Origin of the sequence: Amphritea pacifica, from assembly GCF_016924145.1 — a bacterium.
GTDB lineage: Bacteria > Pseudomonadota > Gammaproteobacteria > Pseudomonadales > Balneatricaceae > Amphritea > Amphritea pacifica.
Genome location: NZ_JAFFZO010000017.1, coordinates 62,346 through 78,446, shown reverse-complemented (window position 1 = coordinate 78,446; position 16,101 = coordinate 62,346). Strand labels below are relative to the sequence as shown.

General features: G+C 50.5%; 12 protein-coding genes. 9 read left to right on the top strand and 3 right to left on the bottom strand.

The window, feature by feature from the left end; genetic code table 11:
- Positions 1–114: 114 nt before the first annotated feature.
- Positions 115–321 (bottom strand): ribosome modulation factor, encoded by a 207-nt coding sequence (rmf, locus tag JW499_RS11410; protein ID WP_091358036.1) that lies wholly within the window; start codon positions 319–321, stop codon positions 115–117.
- Positions 322–767: 446 nt separating this feature from the next.
- Between rmf and rlmKL the strand changes: the two genes are divergently transcribed.
- Both rlmKL and JW499_RS11400 read left to right on the top strand, forming a co-directional pair.
- Entirely contained in the window at positions 768–2,954 is a 2,187-nt protein-coding gene (gene rlmKL, locus JW499_RS11405; RefSeq protein WP_205210717.1) for a bifunctional 23S rRNA (guanine(2069)-N(7))-methyltransferase RlmK/23S rRNA (guanine(2445)-N(2))-methyltransferase RlmL, read from the top strand.
- A gap of 301 nt (positions 2,955–3,255) precedes the next feature.
- Positions 3,256–4,464: an ammonium transporter gene (locus JW499_RS11400; RefSeq protein ID WP_205210716.1), complete on the top strand. Its 1,209-nt coding sequence runs from the start codon at positions 3,256–3,258 to the stop codon at positions 4,462–4,464.
- A 121-nt stretch (positions 4,465–4,585) separates the two neighbouring features.
- Here the strand turns inward: JW499_RS11400 and JW499_RS11395 are convergent, their stop codons facing one another.
- Entirely contained in the window at positions 4,586–4,999 is a 414-nt protein-coding gene (locus JW499_RS11395) for a hypothetical protein (protein ID WP_139203184.1), read from the bottom strand.
- A gap of 190 nt (positions 5,000–5,189) precedes the next feature.
- A complete protein-coding gene (gene gltA, locus JW499_RS11390; RefSeq protein WP_205210715.1) occupies positions 5,190–6,470 on the bottom strand; it encodes a citrate synthase in 1,281 nt (426 codons plus the stop codon).
- A gap of 514 nt (positions 6,471–6,984) precedes the next feature.
- On the opposite strand from gltA, the gene sdhC reads away from it, so the two are divergent.
- The 7 genes from sdhC to lpdA all read left to right on the top strand — a co-directional run bounded on the left by sdhC (position 6,985) and on the right by lpdA (position 16,083).
- Positions 6,985–7,362: a succinate dehydrogenase, cytochrome b556 subunit gene (gene sdhC, locus JW499_RS11385; RefSeq protein WP_091358052.1), complete on the top strand. Its 378-nt coding sequence runs from the start codon at positions 6,985–6,987 to the stop codon at positions 7,360–7,362.
- Positions 7,356–7,703, top strand: a complete 348-nt coding sequence (sdhD, locus tag JW499_RS11380) for a succinate dehydrogenase, hydrophobic membrane anchor protein (RefSeq protein WP_205210714.1) — start codon at positions 7,356–7,358, stop codon at positions 7,701–7,703. The genes sdhC and sdhD overlap by 7 nt, the downstream gene beginning before the upstream one ends.
- A gap of 1 nt (position 7,704) precedes the next feature.
- Positions 7,705–9,480 (top strand): succinate dehydrogenase flavoprotein subunit, encoded by a 1,776-nt coding sequence (gene sdhA, locus JW499_RS11375; protein ID WP_205210713.1) that lies wholly within the window; start codon positions 7,705–7,707, stop codon positions 9,478–9,480.
- Between the two features lie 12 nt (positions 9,481–9,492).
- Positions 9,493–10,197 carry a succinate dehydrogenase iron-sulfur subunit gene (locus tag JW499_RS11370; protein ID WP_205210712.1) on the top strand — a complete coding sequence of 235 codons (705 nt, stop codon included), beginning with the start codon at positions 9,493–9,495 and terminating at the stop codon, positions 10,195–10,197.
- Between the two features lie 315 nt (positions 10,198–10,512).
- A complete protein-coding gene (locus JW499_RS11365) occupies positions 10,513–13,344 on the top strand; it encodes a 2-oxoglutarate dehydrogenase E1 component (RefSeq protein ID WP_205210711.1) in 2,832 nt (943 codons plus the stop codon).
- 47 nt (positions 13,345–13,391) lie between these two features.
- Positions 13,392–14,609, top strand: coding sequence for a 2-oxoglutarate dehydrogenase complex dihydrolipoyllysine-residue succinyltransferase (gene odhB / locus JW499_RS11360; protein ID WP_205210710.1), 1,218 nt, complete (start codon positions 13,392–13,394; stop codon positions 14,607–14,609).
- 40 nt (positions 14,610–14,649) lie between these two features.
- Complete coding sequence (lpdA, locus tag JW499_RS11355) at positions 14,650–16,083, top strand: dihydrolipoyl dehydrogenase (RefSeq protein ID WP_205210709.1); 1,434 nt, start codon at positions 14,650–14,652, stop codon at positions 16,081–16,083.
- Positions 16,084–16,101: the final 18 nt, after the last annotated feature.

The following is a 16,101-nucleotide window of genomic DNA, read 5'->3' as shown; positions in this document are numbered from 1 at the left end:
GTCCGATGTTTGGGTGAGAGTGACTAAGGCCCGAACGGCCAAATGTAAGAAAGGCTCCCGAAGGAGCCTTTCCTGTTTATGTTCTTTCCACAATTATTGTTTTCAGTGGTTCGGTTAATGCAAAGATGGATTAATGTTTATAGCCGAGACACCCGACTGACCATTCCAATGTGCTTCACGACCTTCACGCCATCCACTCATCCAGTGGGTTCTGAGGTCTCCGATTGTGACTGGACACTCGTCTTTAGATTTACCTACGAGTCCGGCGGTAAAGCCGCGGTTGAAAAGTACTGAAGAACGATCACGTTTTTGTCTCTTCATAAAAGACGCCTCTATTTAGTTCTTAATATTTTCAGGCAGACTACTGATACCACGGCCATTGGTGCGAAACACAGCTACAAGACAAACTCATAACATTTTCGGCTTCCCTGGCGTCTCAGTAATCCGGTTTACTGTGACTCAATTGCTCCTGTGGTTTGTGTGTTAACTGTTTACATTGTGAACTTCACAGAAATCCACAATGGCGCAAACACCATCGGGTGTGTAATTAAAAAAAAGTATCAGGAATCGTTTTTTAATAAAAATGTCATGGAAGCATCTGCAAAAAGATCATTACTTCAATAGCTTGCACAGGGGTTTTGAAACAGCGACACCTCAATGAAAAAAATTCACTTTACTGTAGTTTTTTTTGAATTTGCATCTTAGTCATTGGTCTTAAAAGCGTTTGCCGTTAATATGCCCGTTCTTAAATGAGGTATTCCCTGAGTATGAAATTCTTTGCTACCTGTCCAAAAGGGCTGGAGCCTGTTCTGTTTGATGAACTTCAGGCCCTGAATGTTGACGCGCCGAAACAAACCCTGGCGGGGGTCTACTTTTCTGGCGGACTTGAAGCCGCCTATCGTGCCTGTTTATGGTCGCGGGTAGCCAATCGTATTCTGCTCGAGCTGCAGCGCTGTCCTGCTGAGACGGCCGATCAGTTATATCAGGGTGTGCAACAGCTCAAATGGCTTGAGCATATGCGCCCTGAGGGAACGCTGACAATCGACTTTACCGGGCAGTCTGAAGGGATTAATCACAGTCGCTTTGGTGCACAGAAAGTTAAAGATGCCATTGTTGATCAGATTCGCGATGAAACCGGACGGCGCCCCTCTGTTGATCGGCTGAAGCCGGATCTGAGAGTCAATGTTCACCTGCAGCGCGGTGAAGCAACGATCGCCGTCGATATTTCCGGTGACAGTCTTCATCGTCGGGGGTACCGTCTGCAGTCTGGTTCGGCACCGATGAAAGAGAACCTGGCTGCTGCATTGCTATACCGCTGTGGCTGGCCGGAAAAAGCGGCCCAGGGGCAAGCGTTACTGGACCCGATGTGTGGTTCCGGAACCCTGCTTATCGAAGGGGTGCTGATGGCGGCTGATATCGCCCCGGGTCTGCTGCGCCGGGATTACGGTTTTACTTACTGGACACAGCACAACAGCTCGTTATGGAAATCACTGGTTGAAGAGGCGCAGCAGCGTCGGGAGGCGGGGCTGAAAGTTGTCAGCAGTCGCTTCGAAGGCTTTGATGCCGACGCCAAAGTTCTCAATATCGCGCGGGATAATGCTCGCAGGGCTGGTGTTGAGGGGCTGATTCATCTTGAGCGCAGGGAGTTGTCGCGACTGTCCCACCCGGCGACCGACGCCCAGGGGTTGGTGGTGACTAATCCGCCGTATGGCGAGCGTCTTGGGGATGAGCCAACGCTGTTCTTTCTGTATCAACATCTGGGGGAGCGCCTTAAAGCGGAATTTGCTGGCTGGCAGGCGGCGGTATTTACCGGTAATCCGGAACTCTGCCGGATGATGAAACTGGCAGCGGATAAAACCTATAAGTTATATAACGGAGCGATTCCCAGTCAGTTGCAGATCTTTAATATCCGGGCGCGGCAAGAAGCTGAGTTAGCGGAGTCTGAGGGGCTGATGGAAGGCCAACCTGATAATCGCGAGCCCGCCGTTGCAGATGCGGCACCGGTCGAACTGAGTGATGGCGCTCAGATGCTGGCTAACCGGTTGAGGAAAAACTTCAAGCAGTTGGGTAAATGGGCAAGGCGGCAGGAGATAACCTGCTACCGTTTATATGATGCTGATTTGCCGGAATATTCTGCTGCCATCGATATCTACGATGACTGGGTGCATGTGCAGGAATACCAGGCACCGAAAAGTGTTGATGTGGTGAAAGCGTTTGCCCGCCTGCAGGAGATTGTCGCTGTGCTGCCATCAGTGCTGGGAGTGCCTGCTGCCCACGTAGTTCTGAAGCAGCGTCGCCGTCAGCAGGGGAGCAGTCAGTATGAAAAACAGGATCAGACAGCGCACTTTATCGATATCACAGAGGGTGGCTGCCGGATTCTGGTTAATCTGGAAGACTATCTCGATACCGGTCTGTTTCTTGATCACCGTCCGGTGCGCATGCAGATTCAACAGGAAGCGAAAGGAAAGGATTTTCTTAATCTGTTCTGCTATACCGCGACGGCATCACTTCACGCTGCTCAGGGTGGCGCCCGTTCCACCACCAGTATTGATATGTCGGCAACCTACCTGAACTGGGCGAAGAAAAACTTTGCTTTAAACGGCTTCTCAGAAGCGCGTAATCACTTTATTCAGGAGGACTGTATCCGGTGGTTAAAAGCGCAGAAGGGGGAGGGCTATGATCTGATCTTTCTTGATCCGCCGACATTCTCTAACTCAAAACGGATGCACGATGTGCTGGATGTGCAGCGGGACCATGTTGAGCTGATCAGTCTGGCAATGGGGTTGTTGCGCCCGGAGGGTAAGCTGATCTTTTCCAATAACTACCGCCGCTTTAAAATTGATCCACAACTGGCAGAGCGTTATCGGGTGGTGGATATTACCCGTAAATCGATCGATCTTGATTTTAAACGCAGTAGTAAGATTCACCAGTGTTTTGAAATTTCAGCGCTGTGATGCAATCAGTGGCGAGGGATTAACAGCAAGACATCGATTAAAACCACCGGAAGGTGGTTTTTTTTGGTGCGGATATTTTGCGTTCAAGTGGTGCATGTTTGTGTATTGGCACATTATCTGCTTGTAAAAACGCACATTTCTGGAGCAATAGTGAGCGGATTCTGTCGATCTCTCTGTATATGGTTGATAGAGATGATTGACGACATGTTCTGATTGTTCAAATAATTAATAAACGCACCATAAGTGTGCCATTGATTAAGGATTGGCATTAAAAGAGTGCGTTATTTTGCAGGAGGTCTTCGTGGAAAGTGTTAATAGTGCCGTAGAAACGCTGGTTCAGAGTTCAAATACGTTGTTTATTCTGATGGGCGCCATCATGGTGTTTGCCATGCATGCTGGCTTTGCCTTTCTTGAAGTGGGTACCGTGCGTCAGAAAAACCAGGTGAATGCGCTGGTTAAAATTATGACCGACTTTGGCTTCTCCGCAGTCGCCTATTTTTTTATAGGTTATTGGGTTGCGTACGATGTGACCTTCTTTCAGGATGCGCAAACCCTGGCCCAGGGGAATGGTTATGAGCTGGTGAAGTTCTTTTTCCTGATGACCTTTGCGGCGGCGATTCCGGCAATTGTCTCCGGTGGTATTGCGGAGCGGGCACAATTCTGGCCTTTCCTGATTGCATCCTCGCTGATCGTGGCTTTTGTCTATCCGTTTTTTGAAGGCATCATCTGGAATGGTAATTACGGCATTCAGGACTGGATGGAGGCTACCTTTGGTGCTGCTTTCCATGACTTTGCCGGCTCTGTTGTGGTGCATGGTGTTGGGGGCTGGCTGGGATTGGTAGCGGTCATTATGCTGGGCATCCGCAAAGGGCGGTACAGAAGCGGTAAACTGGTCGCTTTTCCTCCCTCTAACATCCCTTTTCTGGCGCTGGGGGCATGGATTCTTTGTATTGGCTGGTTTGGATTTAATGTGATGTCTGCCCAGACCCTGGATGGAATCTCCGGTCTGGTAGCGGTTAACAGTTTGATGGCGATGGTCGGCGGTATCATTGTTTCTCTGTTACTGGGTAAAAATGACCCTGGTTTTATCCATAACGGTCCTTTGGCGGGGCTGGTAGCGATCTGTGCCGGTTCAGATATTGTGCATCCCATTGGGGCGCTGATGATCGGTGGAATTGCCGGCGCACTGTTTGTCTGGATGTTTACCGTGGTGCAGAATCGTTGGAAGATTGATGATGTGCTGGGGGTGTGGCCGCTGCATGGTCTCTGTGGTGCCTGGGGTGGTATTGCGGCAGGTATCTTTGGTTCGGTCTCGCTGGGCGGGTTGGGCGGTGTCAGTCTCACTACGCAGGTTGTGGGCACTCTGTTAGGGATTGCTATTGCCGTGCTAGGTGGTGTGATTGTTTATGGTGCGATTAAGGTTGTGATGGGGCTTCGGTTGGATGAAGAGCAGGAGTTTAACGGTGCAGACCTGTCGATTCACAATATCGAATCCGTATCTGTCGATTGAGCCCTCAGTCTGATTCGGATCTTGCGGGCCGACGGTTCCACATCAGTGGCCGGTCGATCTGATCAGGGCGGGTTAATACAAGGCAGCGGTGGCATTCTGGTGAATGCCACCGCTGCCTTTTTTATATCCTGGAGACTGAAGAATTGAGCTCATGTCTGCAGTGTATTCTGATTCTCAGGACAATCAGACCTGCCAGTACCAGTAGTGTGCCGCTGACAAAGCCCAGAGGGTTTTCTACCAGGGTATAGCAGGTTACGCCGCCTGCCAGATAGGCGAAGGGCAGGCTCTCATACAGCCACTCCGGGGCGTAGCCTTCAACATTGCCTCTGGATATCTGGCTGAGAAGAAGGCGGTGTTCCCGGCGGTCCCGGCGACGGTAGTTTGAACGCATAACCCAGATGACACTACCGCAGAGATAGAGTAGCAGTGCTGCAATTAGCATTGCCGGGCTTTGGTGATATCCAATTGCCAGAAGTGAGCATATGGCAAAGTAGAGATAGGGCAAACTTTCGTAAACAGGGGTGGGAAGCCGCATAGTCATCGCCTTTTGCAGATTGCTGTTTAAATCCCCCTACCCATGTATGGATATTAGTATGAAGTTAAGCGTATTGACTAGTTTGCTGCGTGAAAAAAATTCAATAAAGCTGCCTGGTTTATTCATTGAGAGTGTGTCAGGCAAAAAAAAGCCGCTTCAGGAGCGGCTTTTTTATTTTTTGCTCTGGGGTTTACTTGGTAGGGTAGTCCCGCTTGGCAGGCCCGGTATATAGCTGACGTGGACGTCCGATCTTGTTCGGGCTGCTGTGGAATTCGCTCCAGTGCGAGATCCAGCCGATAGTGCGTGACAGGGCGAAAATCACCGTGAACATATTGGTTGGAATACCAACCGCTTTCAGAATGATGCCTGAATAGAAGTCTACATTCGGGTAGAGCTTGCGCTCTACGAAGTAATCATCTTCCAGGGCGATCTGCTCAAGCCGCTTAGCGATCTTCAACAGAGGATCGTTTTCAATCCCCAGCTCGGCCAGAACTTCATCACAGGTCTGCTTCATAACTTTGGCCCGCGGGTCAAAGTTACGGTAAACACGGTGACCGAAGCCCATCAGGCGGAAGGAGTCATCCGGGTCTTTGGCGCGCTTAATGAACTCTTCGATATTGGACTCATCACCAATCTCATTGAGCATTGTCAGAACAGCTTCGTTGGCGCCGCCGTGAGCAGGCCCCCAAAGGGCGGCGATACCGGATGCGATACAGGCAAATGGGTTGGCGCCAGATGAGCCAGCCAGACGTACGGTAGAGGTCGATGCATTCTGCTCATGGTCGGCATGCAGCAGGAAGATCTTATCCATCGCTTTAGCCAGCACGGGATTGGTTACATAGTCCTGGCATGGATTGCCAAACATCATCTGCAGGAAGTTGTCTGCATAATCCAGATCATTACGCGGATACTGGAATGGCTGGCCGATGCTGTATTTGTAACACATCGCAGCGATAGTAGGCATTTTAGCGATAAGGCGGTATGCGCAGACTTCACGGTGGTGGGCATCGTCGATGTCCAGAGAGTCGTGGTAGAACGCTGACAGTGCACCGACAACACCGACCATGATTGCCATCGGGTGAGCGTCGCGGCGGAAGCCGTTAAAGAAATGCAGCATCTGTTCGTGAACCATGGTGTGGTTCTTAACGGTGGCAACAAATGTTGCTTTCTGCTCAGGTGTCGGCAGTTCGCCGTTCAGCAGCAGGTAGCATACTTCCAGGTAGTCAGATTTTTCTGCCAGTTGCTCAATGGGATAACCGCCATGCAACAGGACACCGTTGCCGCCATCTATATAGGTAATGGCAGAGTCACAAGCTGCAGTAGAAACGAAGCCCGGATCATATGTGAACAGGCCTTTACTTGTCAGAGCGCGTACATCTATAACATCAGGTCCCATTGTTCCGGAATATACCGGCAGTTCAAAAACCTCGTCGATACCGTCGACTGTTAAGCGTGCTTTCTTGTCAGCCATTATAGGCTCCTATCATTTCTGTTTAATCTGAATGACTTTATAAATTGTTGAAGGGTGATCTGTCGCTACAGCAGGGTTTGCAGTTAAACCTGTCAGCACTCGCAGCCCTTTATCTCAGTCACAATATATGAGTTTTAGCTCGAAATAGGACCCTGACACTATAGAGCGTTGAATGCGTTTGTCAATTCAAACGAGCCAGGTTTTACTGCAATGCAGCAAAGGTATTATATGCTTAAGAACAGGTTTATCAGGAAACTGAAATAAGCTGAATAATCATTTAGTTGTAGGCAGTTCAGGCCGGGTGTCAGATAAAAAAAACACTAGACAATAGACTTAGATTCGGTGTTGATTAATTGTATTGCGACAATTTGCTGGTATACTCCGTCCCCAGCTTGCATTCCTCATTTCGGGATGGGGTGCGGGCGCTGGACCGAGGTGCTTATCTTTGTCTTTGTACACTACCTTCAACAACCTAGCCCTGCAATCGGGCTTAACATAAGTGTGAACAAGAGCCGTGAACGAGAAAAGACCCGTAAACTTAGATCTACGAACTATTAAACAGCCACTTCCGGCTATCACTTCCATACTGCACCGTGTGACGGGGCTTGCGCTGTTTTTTGGCGCGTTCTTTATGCTGTATGCACTTGGAATGTCTCTTGAGTCTGAGCAGGGCTTTGAAGCTGCTGCGCAGATGCTGACGGAGAGCTTCTTCGCGAGGCTGATCGCATGGGGACTGGTTTCAGCGTTGCTGTATCATTTCTTTGCCGGCATCAAACACCTGGTGATGGATTTTGGTCATTGTGAAGAGTTGGAAAGCGGTAAGATGGCTGCCAAAGTTACTCTGGTTGTCTCTGCTGTTTCTATTCTGCTGGCAGGAGTATGGATATGGTAACTTCAATTACAAGTTTTGGCCGCAGTGGGCTGTATGACTGGATGATCCAGCGTGTAACTGCTGTTGTGCTGCTTGCTTTTACAGTCTTTATGATTGGGTATATGTTGTTTAGTCCGGATCTGGATTATCAGCAGTGGAAAGAACTATTCGAATGCACCTCTATGCGTATCTTTACACTGATGGCGCTGCTGTCAATGGCGGCACACGCATGGATCGGAATGTGGTCAATCTCAACTGACTACATTAAGCCAACTGGCTTTCGCTTCTTGTTCCAGTCAGCTTGTGGTCTTCTGACGTTTATCTACGTCGTTTGGGGCATTCAGATTCTGTGGGGAGTGTAAAATGAGCAGCAAGCTACGTACGCTGACTTTTGATGGTATTGTTATTGGTGGTGGCGGCGCAGGTATGCGTGCGGCACTGCAACTGGCCCAGGGCGGCCTGAATACCGCGTGTATTACTAAAGTATTTCCAACCCGTTCGCACACTGTATCAGCCCAGGGTGGTATTACCTGTGCGATTGCCAGTGCTGATCCGAACGATGACTGGCGCTGGCACATGTACGATACCGTTAAGGGTTCCGACTATATCGGTGACCAGGACGCTATCGAATACATGTGTTCTGTAGGTCCTCAGGCGGTATTTGAGCTGGACCATATGGGTCTGCCTTTCTCCCGTACTGAAGAGGGGCGTATCTATCAGCGTCCTTTCGGTGGTCAGTCTAAAAACTTCGGTGAGGGTGGTCAGGCTGCCCGTACCTGTGCTGCAGCTGACCGTACCGGTCACGCATTGCTGCACACGCTGTACCAGGCGAATATGAAAGCCGGTACAACATTCCTGAACGAATGGTATGCAGTTGATCTGGTTAAGAATGGTGATGGTGCTGTTGTCGGTGTTATCGCGATCTGTATCGAAACCGGTGAAACCGTTTATGTAAAAGCTAAGGCAACTGTGCTGGCGACCGGCGGTGCCGGACGTATCTTCCAGTCGACCACTAACGCTCTGATCAATACCGGTGACGGTATGGGTATGTCTCTGCGTGCAGGTGTTCCTGCTCAGGATATGGAGATGTGGCAGTTCCACCCAACCGGTATTGCCGGTGCGGGTGTGCTGGTGACTGAAGGTTGTCGTGGCGAAGGCGGTTATCTGGTCAACAAGGATGGCGAACGTTTCATGGAGCGTTATGCGCCGAACGCTAAAGACCTGGCTGGCCGTGACGTTGTTGCCCGTTCTATGGTGCTGGAGATTCTGGCAGGCCGTGGTTGTGGTGAGAATGGCGATCACGTCTATCTGAAACTGGATCATCTGGGTGAGGAAGTGTTGCACTCCCGTCTGCCAGGTATCTGTGAACTGTCTAAGACGTTTGCCCATGCGGATCCGGTAAAAGAGCCTGTCCCTGTTGTGCCTACCTGTCACTACCAGATGGGTGGTGTTGCTACCAATATTGGTGGTCAGGCGATTGGTCGCGATGCGGATGGCAATGATCAGATTATTGATGGTCTGTTTGCCTGTGGTGAAGTGGCCTGTGTATCTGTGCACGGTGCGAACCGTCTGGGTGGTAACTCTCTGCTTGATCTGGTTGTATTTGGTCGGGCAGCGGGTATTCAGATTGAGAAGCAGATGGCGGCGGGTTACTCCGTTGATGATGCCTCTGAGGCTGATATTGAGCGCGCAATGGCGCGTCTGAATCGCCTGAATAACTCCACCGGTGGTGAGAGTGTGTCTGAGGTTCGTGCTGAACTGCAGAAGACCATGCAGCTTTACTTTGGTGTGTTCCGCGAAGGCGAAAGCATGGAGAAAGGTCTGGAGATGCTGAAAGATATCCGCAAGCGGGTGGAAAATCTGCATCTGGAAGATAAGTCTCAGTCTTTCAATACTGCGCGTATCGAAGCGCTGGAGCTGGAAAACCTGATGGAAGTTGCAGAAGCAACGGCTATTGCAGCTCTGACCCGTACGGAAAGTCGTGGTGCGCATGCCCGTAATGACTTTACCGAGCGTGATGATGAAAACTGGTTGTGCCACTCACTGTTTGATCCGAAGACCAAAGAGATCACTAAGCGTGATGTTAACTTTGCTCCGAAAACAGTCGAAGCATTTCCACCAAAAGTTCGAACTTACTAAGGGGTTGTTACGATGCTGGTAAGTGTATATCGCTATAATCCTGAAATCGATGATGCACCATACATGCAGGATATCCATATTGATATCCCGGGTGGTAAGGACATCATGGTGCTGGATCTGTTGCAACTGCTGAAAGATAAAGATCCGACGCTGGGTTACCGTCGTTCATGCCGTGAGGGTGTGTGTGGTTCCGATGGTATGAATATGAACGGTCTGAATGGTCTGGCCTGTATCACACCGCTGTCCGAAGTTGTCGAAAACGACAATCTGGTGCTGCGGCCACTGCCAGGATTGCCGGTTATCCGTGATCTGGTTGTCGATATGAGCCAGTTCTACAAGCAGTACGAGAAGATCAAACCGTTCCTGATCAATGATACTCCGCCGCCGGCTATCGAGCGTCTGCAGTCGCCGGAAGAGCGGGCTGAGCTGGATGGTCTGTACGAGTGTATTCTCTGTGCCTGTTGTTCAACTGCCTGTCCGTCTTTCTGGTGGAATCCTGACAAGTTTATCGGTCCTTCCGGTTTGCTGCAGGCCTACCGGTTCCTGGCTGACAGTCGTGATACTGCAACAACTGAACGGCTGGCTGATCTTGATGATCCGTTCAGTGTGTTCCGTTGCCATGGCATCATGAACTGCGTCAACGTTTGCCCTAAGGGACTTAACCCGACCAAGGCAATTGGCAAGATCCGCAACATGTTGATTTCACAAGCAACCTGATTGCAAACTAAGCGGCTCCCAATGGGAGCCGCTTTTTTTTGACTTTTATCTGCGTGCCCGTCAGTGGTTATGGGGGTACTAGTCAAAAGACTTATATCTGTTTGTATGGAAACTTTTTAGAATTCCCTCTGCATTGATATATAAACTGCGCCTTAAAAAGCGTAGAATCACGTCCCGTAACCTGTACCTCTAACAGGCTATATACGTGAAATATTATAAACGGTAACTAAACAGGGGACGGCCGGAACAGGCCAGTTGGACAGGACGTGGTGCATCCTGGACTTCGATAGTACCCCTGAGCCAGGGTGATCAAGAATGCAAGAAGGCATAATGGAGCTGATGTGGAAGAATGCCCATCTATACGGTGGCAACCTATCTTACATTGAGCAGCTATATGAATCCTATCTGATGGACCCCAACGCGATTCCTCAGGAATGGCGTGAAGAATTCGATCGACTCCCTAAAGTCGGCGACAACCTGAGCCAGGATGTTCCTCATTCAACGGTTCAGGATCATTTCCTGTATCTGGCTAAAAATCAGCGTCGTGCAGCGCCAGCTGCTGGCGGTGGCCAGAGTTCTGAGCATGAAAAGAAACAGATTCGTGTTTTGCGGATGATCAATGCGTATCGCGTTCGTGGCCATCAGGCAGCGAATATCGATCCGTTGAATCTGATGCAGCGTGAGCCTGTGCCGGATCTTGATCCTCGCTTCCATGAACTCTCTGAAGCTGACTTTGATACAACTTTCCAGTTAGGATCTCTCTTCTTCGGTACTGAAGAGGCGACTCTGAAACAGATTATTGACGATCTCAAAAAGACTTACTGTACAACAGTGGGTGCTGAGTATATGCATATTGTCGATACTCAGGAAAAACGCTGGATTCAGTCTCGTCTGGAGCCTGTACGCTCGCATCCGGTTGTTGATGTTGAACGCAAAATGATGGTGCTTGAGCGGCTGACAGCGGCTGAAGGTCTGGAAAAATATCTCGGCTCGCGCTTCGCGGGTGCTAAACGCTTCGGTCTTGAAGGCGGTGAATCACTGATTGTATCCCTGAACACGCTGATTCAGCGTGCGGGTAAACAGGGTGCCCGTGAGATTGTTATCGGTATGGCTCACCGGGGACGCTTAAACACGCTGGTTAATATCTTCGGTAAGAATCCGGCTGAGCTGTTTGGTGAGTTTGAAGGCAAGAAGACGCTGGAAACCTCCGGTGATGTGAAATACCACCAGGGCTTTTCGTCAAACGTTATGACCGGTGGTGGTGAAGTGCATCTGGCGATGGCGTTCAACCCATCGCACCTGGAGATCTCTGCGCCGGTAGTGGAGGGGTCAGTACGGGCCCGTCAGGATCGTCGTCAGGACCCAGTTGGCACGACCGTTCTTCCGGTTAACATTCACGGCGATCAGGCGTTTGCTGGTCAGGGTGTGGTGATGGAGACATTCCAGATGTCTCAGACCCGTGCTTATAAGACCGGTGGTACTATCCATATTGTGGTCAACAATCAGGTGGGTTTCACCACCAACAAACTGGAAGATTCCCGCAGCTCTGAATACTGTACCGATATCGCTAAGATGGTGCAGGCGCCTATCTTCCATGTGAATGGTGATGACCCGGAAGCGGTTCGCTTTGTGACTCAGCTGGCAGTTGATTACCGTACTGAGTTTAAGAAAGATGTCGTGATTGATCTGGTTTGTTATCGTCGCCGTGGCCATAACGAAGCGGATGAACCCTCTGGCACTCAGCCACTGATGTATAAGCAGATCAAGGTTCAGAAATCCACCCGTGAACTCTATGCTCAGCAACTGATCGCCGAAGGCGTGATCACTGAAGAGCAGAGCAAGCAGCTGGAGCAGGACTACCGCAAAGATCTGGAAGATGGTAAGCACGTAACCCACTCTCTGGTGATGAAGCCCAATCAGGAACTGTTTGTCGACTGGGCTCCTTACCTGGGTCATGAGTGGTCGTTTGATTGCGATACCCGTGTTGATCTCAAACTGTTGCAGGAACTGGGCACTAAGATCTGTGAAGTCCCTGAAGGCTTCCAGGTACAGCGCCAGGTTCAGAAAATTTACGATGACCGTAAGCGTATGGCCGTCGGCGCAATGGAACTGAACTGGGGTATGGCGGAGTCACTGGCCTATGCTTCAATTCTGGCGGAGGGATATCCGGTACGTCTGACCGGTCAGGATGTGGGGCGGGGGACATTCTCTCACCGTCATGCAGTGCTGCATGATCAGCGTAGTGGCAATGTCTTTGAGCCGCTTAAAAATATCGCTGCGGATCAGCCCCGGCTGACGCTGCACGACTCATTCCTCTCAGAGGAAGCGGTGCTGGCATTTGAATATGGTTACGCCACCACTATGCCAAATGCACTGGTGATCTGGGAAGCCCAGTTTGGTGATTTTGCCAACGGTGCTCAGGTTGTTATTGACCAGTTTATTACCAGTGGTGAACACAAGTGGGCGCGTCTGTGTGGTCTGACTATGCTGCTGCCGCACGGCTTTGAAGGCCAGGGGCCTGAGCACTCCTCAGCCCGTCTGGAACGTTACCTGCAGCTGTGTGCAGAACATAATATTCAGGTTTGTGTACCTACAACTCCTGCGCAGATTTTCCACCTGCTGCGACGTCAGATTGTCCGGCCCCTGCGTAAGCCTCTGGTCGTGATGACACCAAAGAGTCTGTTGCGACATAAGCAAGCGGTCTCATCGCTTGAAGAGTTGTCTGACGGTGGTTTCCTGCCGGTTATTGGTGAAACAAATCAGTTGGATCCGAAGAAAGTCAAGCGTCTGGTGCTGTGTAGCGGCAAGGTCTATTACGATCTGTATAACCGTCGCGCTGAGCTGGAAAAAGACGATGTTGCCATTGTACGTATCGAGCAGTTGTATCCGTTCCCAGAACATCAGATGTTCGATGCGATCAAGGAATACACTAACCTGGAATCGGTCGTCTGGTGTCAGGAAGAGCCAATGAACCAGGGTGCATGGTACTGTTCTCAGCATCATATGCGTCATGCTCTGGCTCGCCACAATGACAAGATTCATATGGAAGGTGTGGGTCGTCCACACGCTGCAGCGCCTGCCGTAGGTTACATCTCTGTACACCTTGAGCAGCAGGAAAAACTGGTTAATGAAGCAATCAATGGCTAACAGGCCAGATAAGAGCGCCTGTTAGTAGCACTGAGAAAGGAAAAGACATGTCAATCGAAATCAAAACGCCGACCTTCCCTGAATCTGTAGCCGACGGTACCGTAGCGACCTGGCACAAACAGCCTGGTGAGGCTTGTTCTACCGATGAACTGATCGTTGATATTGAAACTGATAAAGTGGTTCTGGAAGTTGTGGCACCCGCCGATGGTGTGATCAAAGAGATCATTAAAGGCGAGGGTGACACGGTTCTGAGTGAAGAGGTCCTGGCGATCTTTGAAGCGGGTGCGGCAGCATCTGCAGCTCCGGCAGCGGCCTCTGCGCCTGCTGCAGCAGCCCCTGCAGCTGAGGCATCAGCCACTACCGATGCCGAAAAAGTCGGTCCTGCGGCACGTAAGCTGATCGAAGAGAACGGCCTGGATGCCAATCAGATTCCGGGTACGGGTAAAAATGGCGGGATCACTAAAGAGGATGTGGTTAACTTCCTCAAAAATAAACCCGCTGCAGCACCTGCAGCAGCCGTCAAGGTCGATAATGCTGCTGCTCTGAACATCGCTTCTGGTGAGCGGGTTGAAAAGCGTGTTCCGATGACCCGTCTGCGCGCTACCATCGCCAAGCGTCTGGTGGAAGCCCAGCAAAATGCTGCAATGTTGACCACCTACAATGAAGTCAACATGAAGCCTGTTATGGAGCTGCGTAAGCAGTATAAAGACCTGTTCGAGAAAACCCACAACGGGACTCGTCTGGGCTTCATGTCGTTCTTCGTTAAAGCGGCAACTGAAGCGCTGAAGCGCTTTCCAGCTGTCAATGCCTCAATCGATGGTAATGATATGGTTTACCACGGCTATCAGGATATCGGTGTCGCAGTTTCAACTGAACGGGGCCTGATGGTTCCGGTTCTGCGTGATACTGATGCGATGACTCTGGCTGATGTTGAATCGACTATTGCTGATTTTGGCAAGCGTGGTCGTGATGGTAAGCTGGGTATGGATGATATGCAGGGCGGTACCTTCACGATCACCAACGGTGGCGTGTTTGGTTCCCTGATGTCTACGCCGATCCTGAATCCGCCACAAACCGCTATTCTGGGTATGCACAAAATCCAGGAACGCCCAATGGCGGTAAATGGTCAGGTTGAGATTCTGCCAATGATGTATCTGGCGCTCTCCTATGACCATCGTATGATTGATGGTAAGGAAGCGGTACAATTCCTCGTGACTATTAAAGACCTTCTGGAAGACCCTGCACGTATGCTTTTAGAAGTCTGAGTCGGTCCCTTACTAGAACGAATAGATAGGTAGGTAATAAATGTCTGATAAATTTGACGTAATTGTAATTGGTGCAGGGCCTGGCGGATATGTTGCCGCCATCCGTGCTGCCCAGTTGGGTCTGAAAACTGCGTGCGTTGAAAAGTGGGTAGATGATAAAGGTGCACCTGTACTGGGTGGTACCTGTCTGAACGTCGGTTGTATCCCCTCTAAAGCACTGCTTGAGTCAACTCATCAGTTCCATAAGACTCAGCACGCCGATGTTCACGGCATCCAGACCGGTGATGTCACCATGGATGTTAAGAAGATGGTTGCCCGTAAAGATAAGATCGTTGGCAACCTGACCGGTGGTATCACCGGGTTGTTTAAAGCGAACGGCGTTACCCTGTTACAGGGTATGGGTAAACTGCTGGCCAACAAGCAGGTTCAGGTGACTGCTGCTGATGGCACTGTAAGTGTATATGCTGCTGAAAATGTGATTCTGGCATCCGGATCTGTACCGGTTGAAATTCCGCCAGCGCCGCTGACCGAGGGATTGATTCTCGATAACGCGGGTGCACTGAATATTGATGAAACTCCTAAACGTCTGGGTGTTATTGGCGCGGGTGTTATCGGTCTTGAGATGGGCTCTGTCTGGGCGCGTCTGGGTACTGAAGTAACCGTTCTGGAAGCGATGGATGAGTTCCTGGCCATGGCTGACGCTGATGTTGCTAAAGAAGCGGCTAAGATCTTTAAGAAGCAGAAGCTGGATATCAAACTGGGGGCTCGCTGCACCGGGACTGAGATCAATGGCAAAGAGATTACCCTGAAGTATACTGATGCTGAGGGTGCTAAAGAACTGGTTGTCGATAAACTGATCGTGGCAGTGGGTCGTCGCCCACAAACTCAGGGTCTGTTGTCCGATGATTCTGGCGTTAAGCTGGATGAGCGAGGTTTTATCTTCGTTGATGGTCAGTGCCGTACAGAAGCGCCGGGTGTCTATGCTATCGGTGACTCCGTTCGTGGTCCTATGCTGGCGCACAAAGCCTCCGAAGAGGGGATTATGGTTGCAGATATCATTGCCGGTCACCATGCGCAGATGAACTATGATGTGATTCCCAGCATTATCTACACGCACCCTGAACTGGCGTGGGTCGGTAAGACTGAGAAGGAGCTGAAAGCTGAAGGTGTTGCTATTAAAGTGGGTAAATTCCCATTTGCTGCATCTGGCCGTGCGATGGCTGCTGATGACACCGATGGTTTCGTGAAGATGATCGCCGATGAGGCGACTGACCGCATCCTGGGTGTTCATATGGTCGGTGGTATCGCTTCCGAGCTGATTGCACAGGCTGCGATCGCGATGGAGTTTGGCTCCACTGCCGAAGATCTGCAGTTGACCGTGTTTGCGCACCCAACCGTATCAGAAGCCGTGCATGAAGCAGCACTGGCTGTCGATGGCCATGCTATCCATATGGCTAATCGTAAAAAGCGTTAATCGCTGTACAATAGTTTG

What these genes read in the sequence shown, in the direction of transcription:
- odhB (WP_205210710.1), top strand. Translation starts at nt 13,392, where the DNA reads ATGTCAATCGAAATCAAAACGCCGACCTTCCCTGAATCTGTAGCCGAC.
- rmf (WP_091358036.1), bottom strand. Translation starts at nt 321, where the DNA reads ATGAAGAGACAAAAACGTGATCGTTCTTCAGTACTTTTCAACCGCGGC.
- JW499_RS11395 (WP_139203184.1), bottom strand. Translation starts at nt 4,999, where the DNA reads ATGCGGCTTCCCACCCCTGTTTACGAAAGTTTGCCCTATCTCTACTTT.
- gltA (WP_205210715.1), bottom strand. Translation starts at nt 6,470, where the DNA reads ATGGCTGACAAGAAAGCACGCTTAACAGTCGACGGTATCGACGAGGTT.
- JW499_RS11365 (WP_205210711.1), top strand. Translation starts at nt 10,513, where the DNA reads ATGCAAGAAGGCATAATGGAGCTGATGTGGAAGAATGCCCATCTATAC.
- JW499_RS11370 (WP_205210712.1), top strand. Translation starts at nt 9,493, where the DNA reads ATGCTGGTAAGTGTATATCGCTATAATCCTGAAATCGATGATGCACCA.
- sdhD (WP_205210714.1), top strand. Translation starts at nt 7,356, where the DNA reads ATGGTAACTTCAATTACAAGTTTTGGCCGCAGTGGGCTGTATGACTGG.
- sdhA (WP_205210713.1), top strand. Translation starts at nt 7,705, where the DNA reads ATGAGCAGCAAGCTACGTACGCTGACTTTTGATGGTATTGTTATTGGT.
- rlmKL (WP_205210717.1), top strand. Translation starts at nt 768, where the DNA reads ATGAAATTCTTTGCTACCTGTCCAAAAGGGCTGGAGCCTGTTCTGTTT.
- lpdA (WP_205210709.1), top strand. Translation starts at nt 14,650, where the DNA reads ATGTCTGATAAATTTGACGTAATTGTAATTGGTGCAGGGCCTGGCGGA.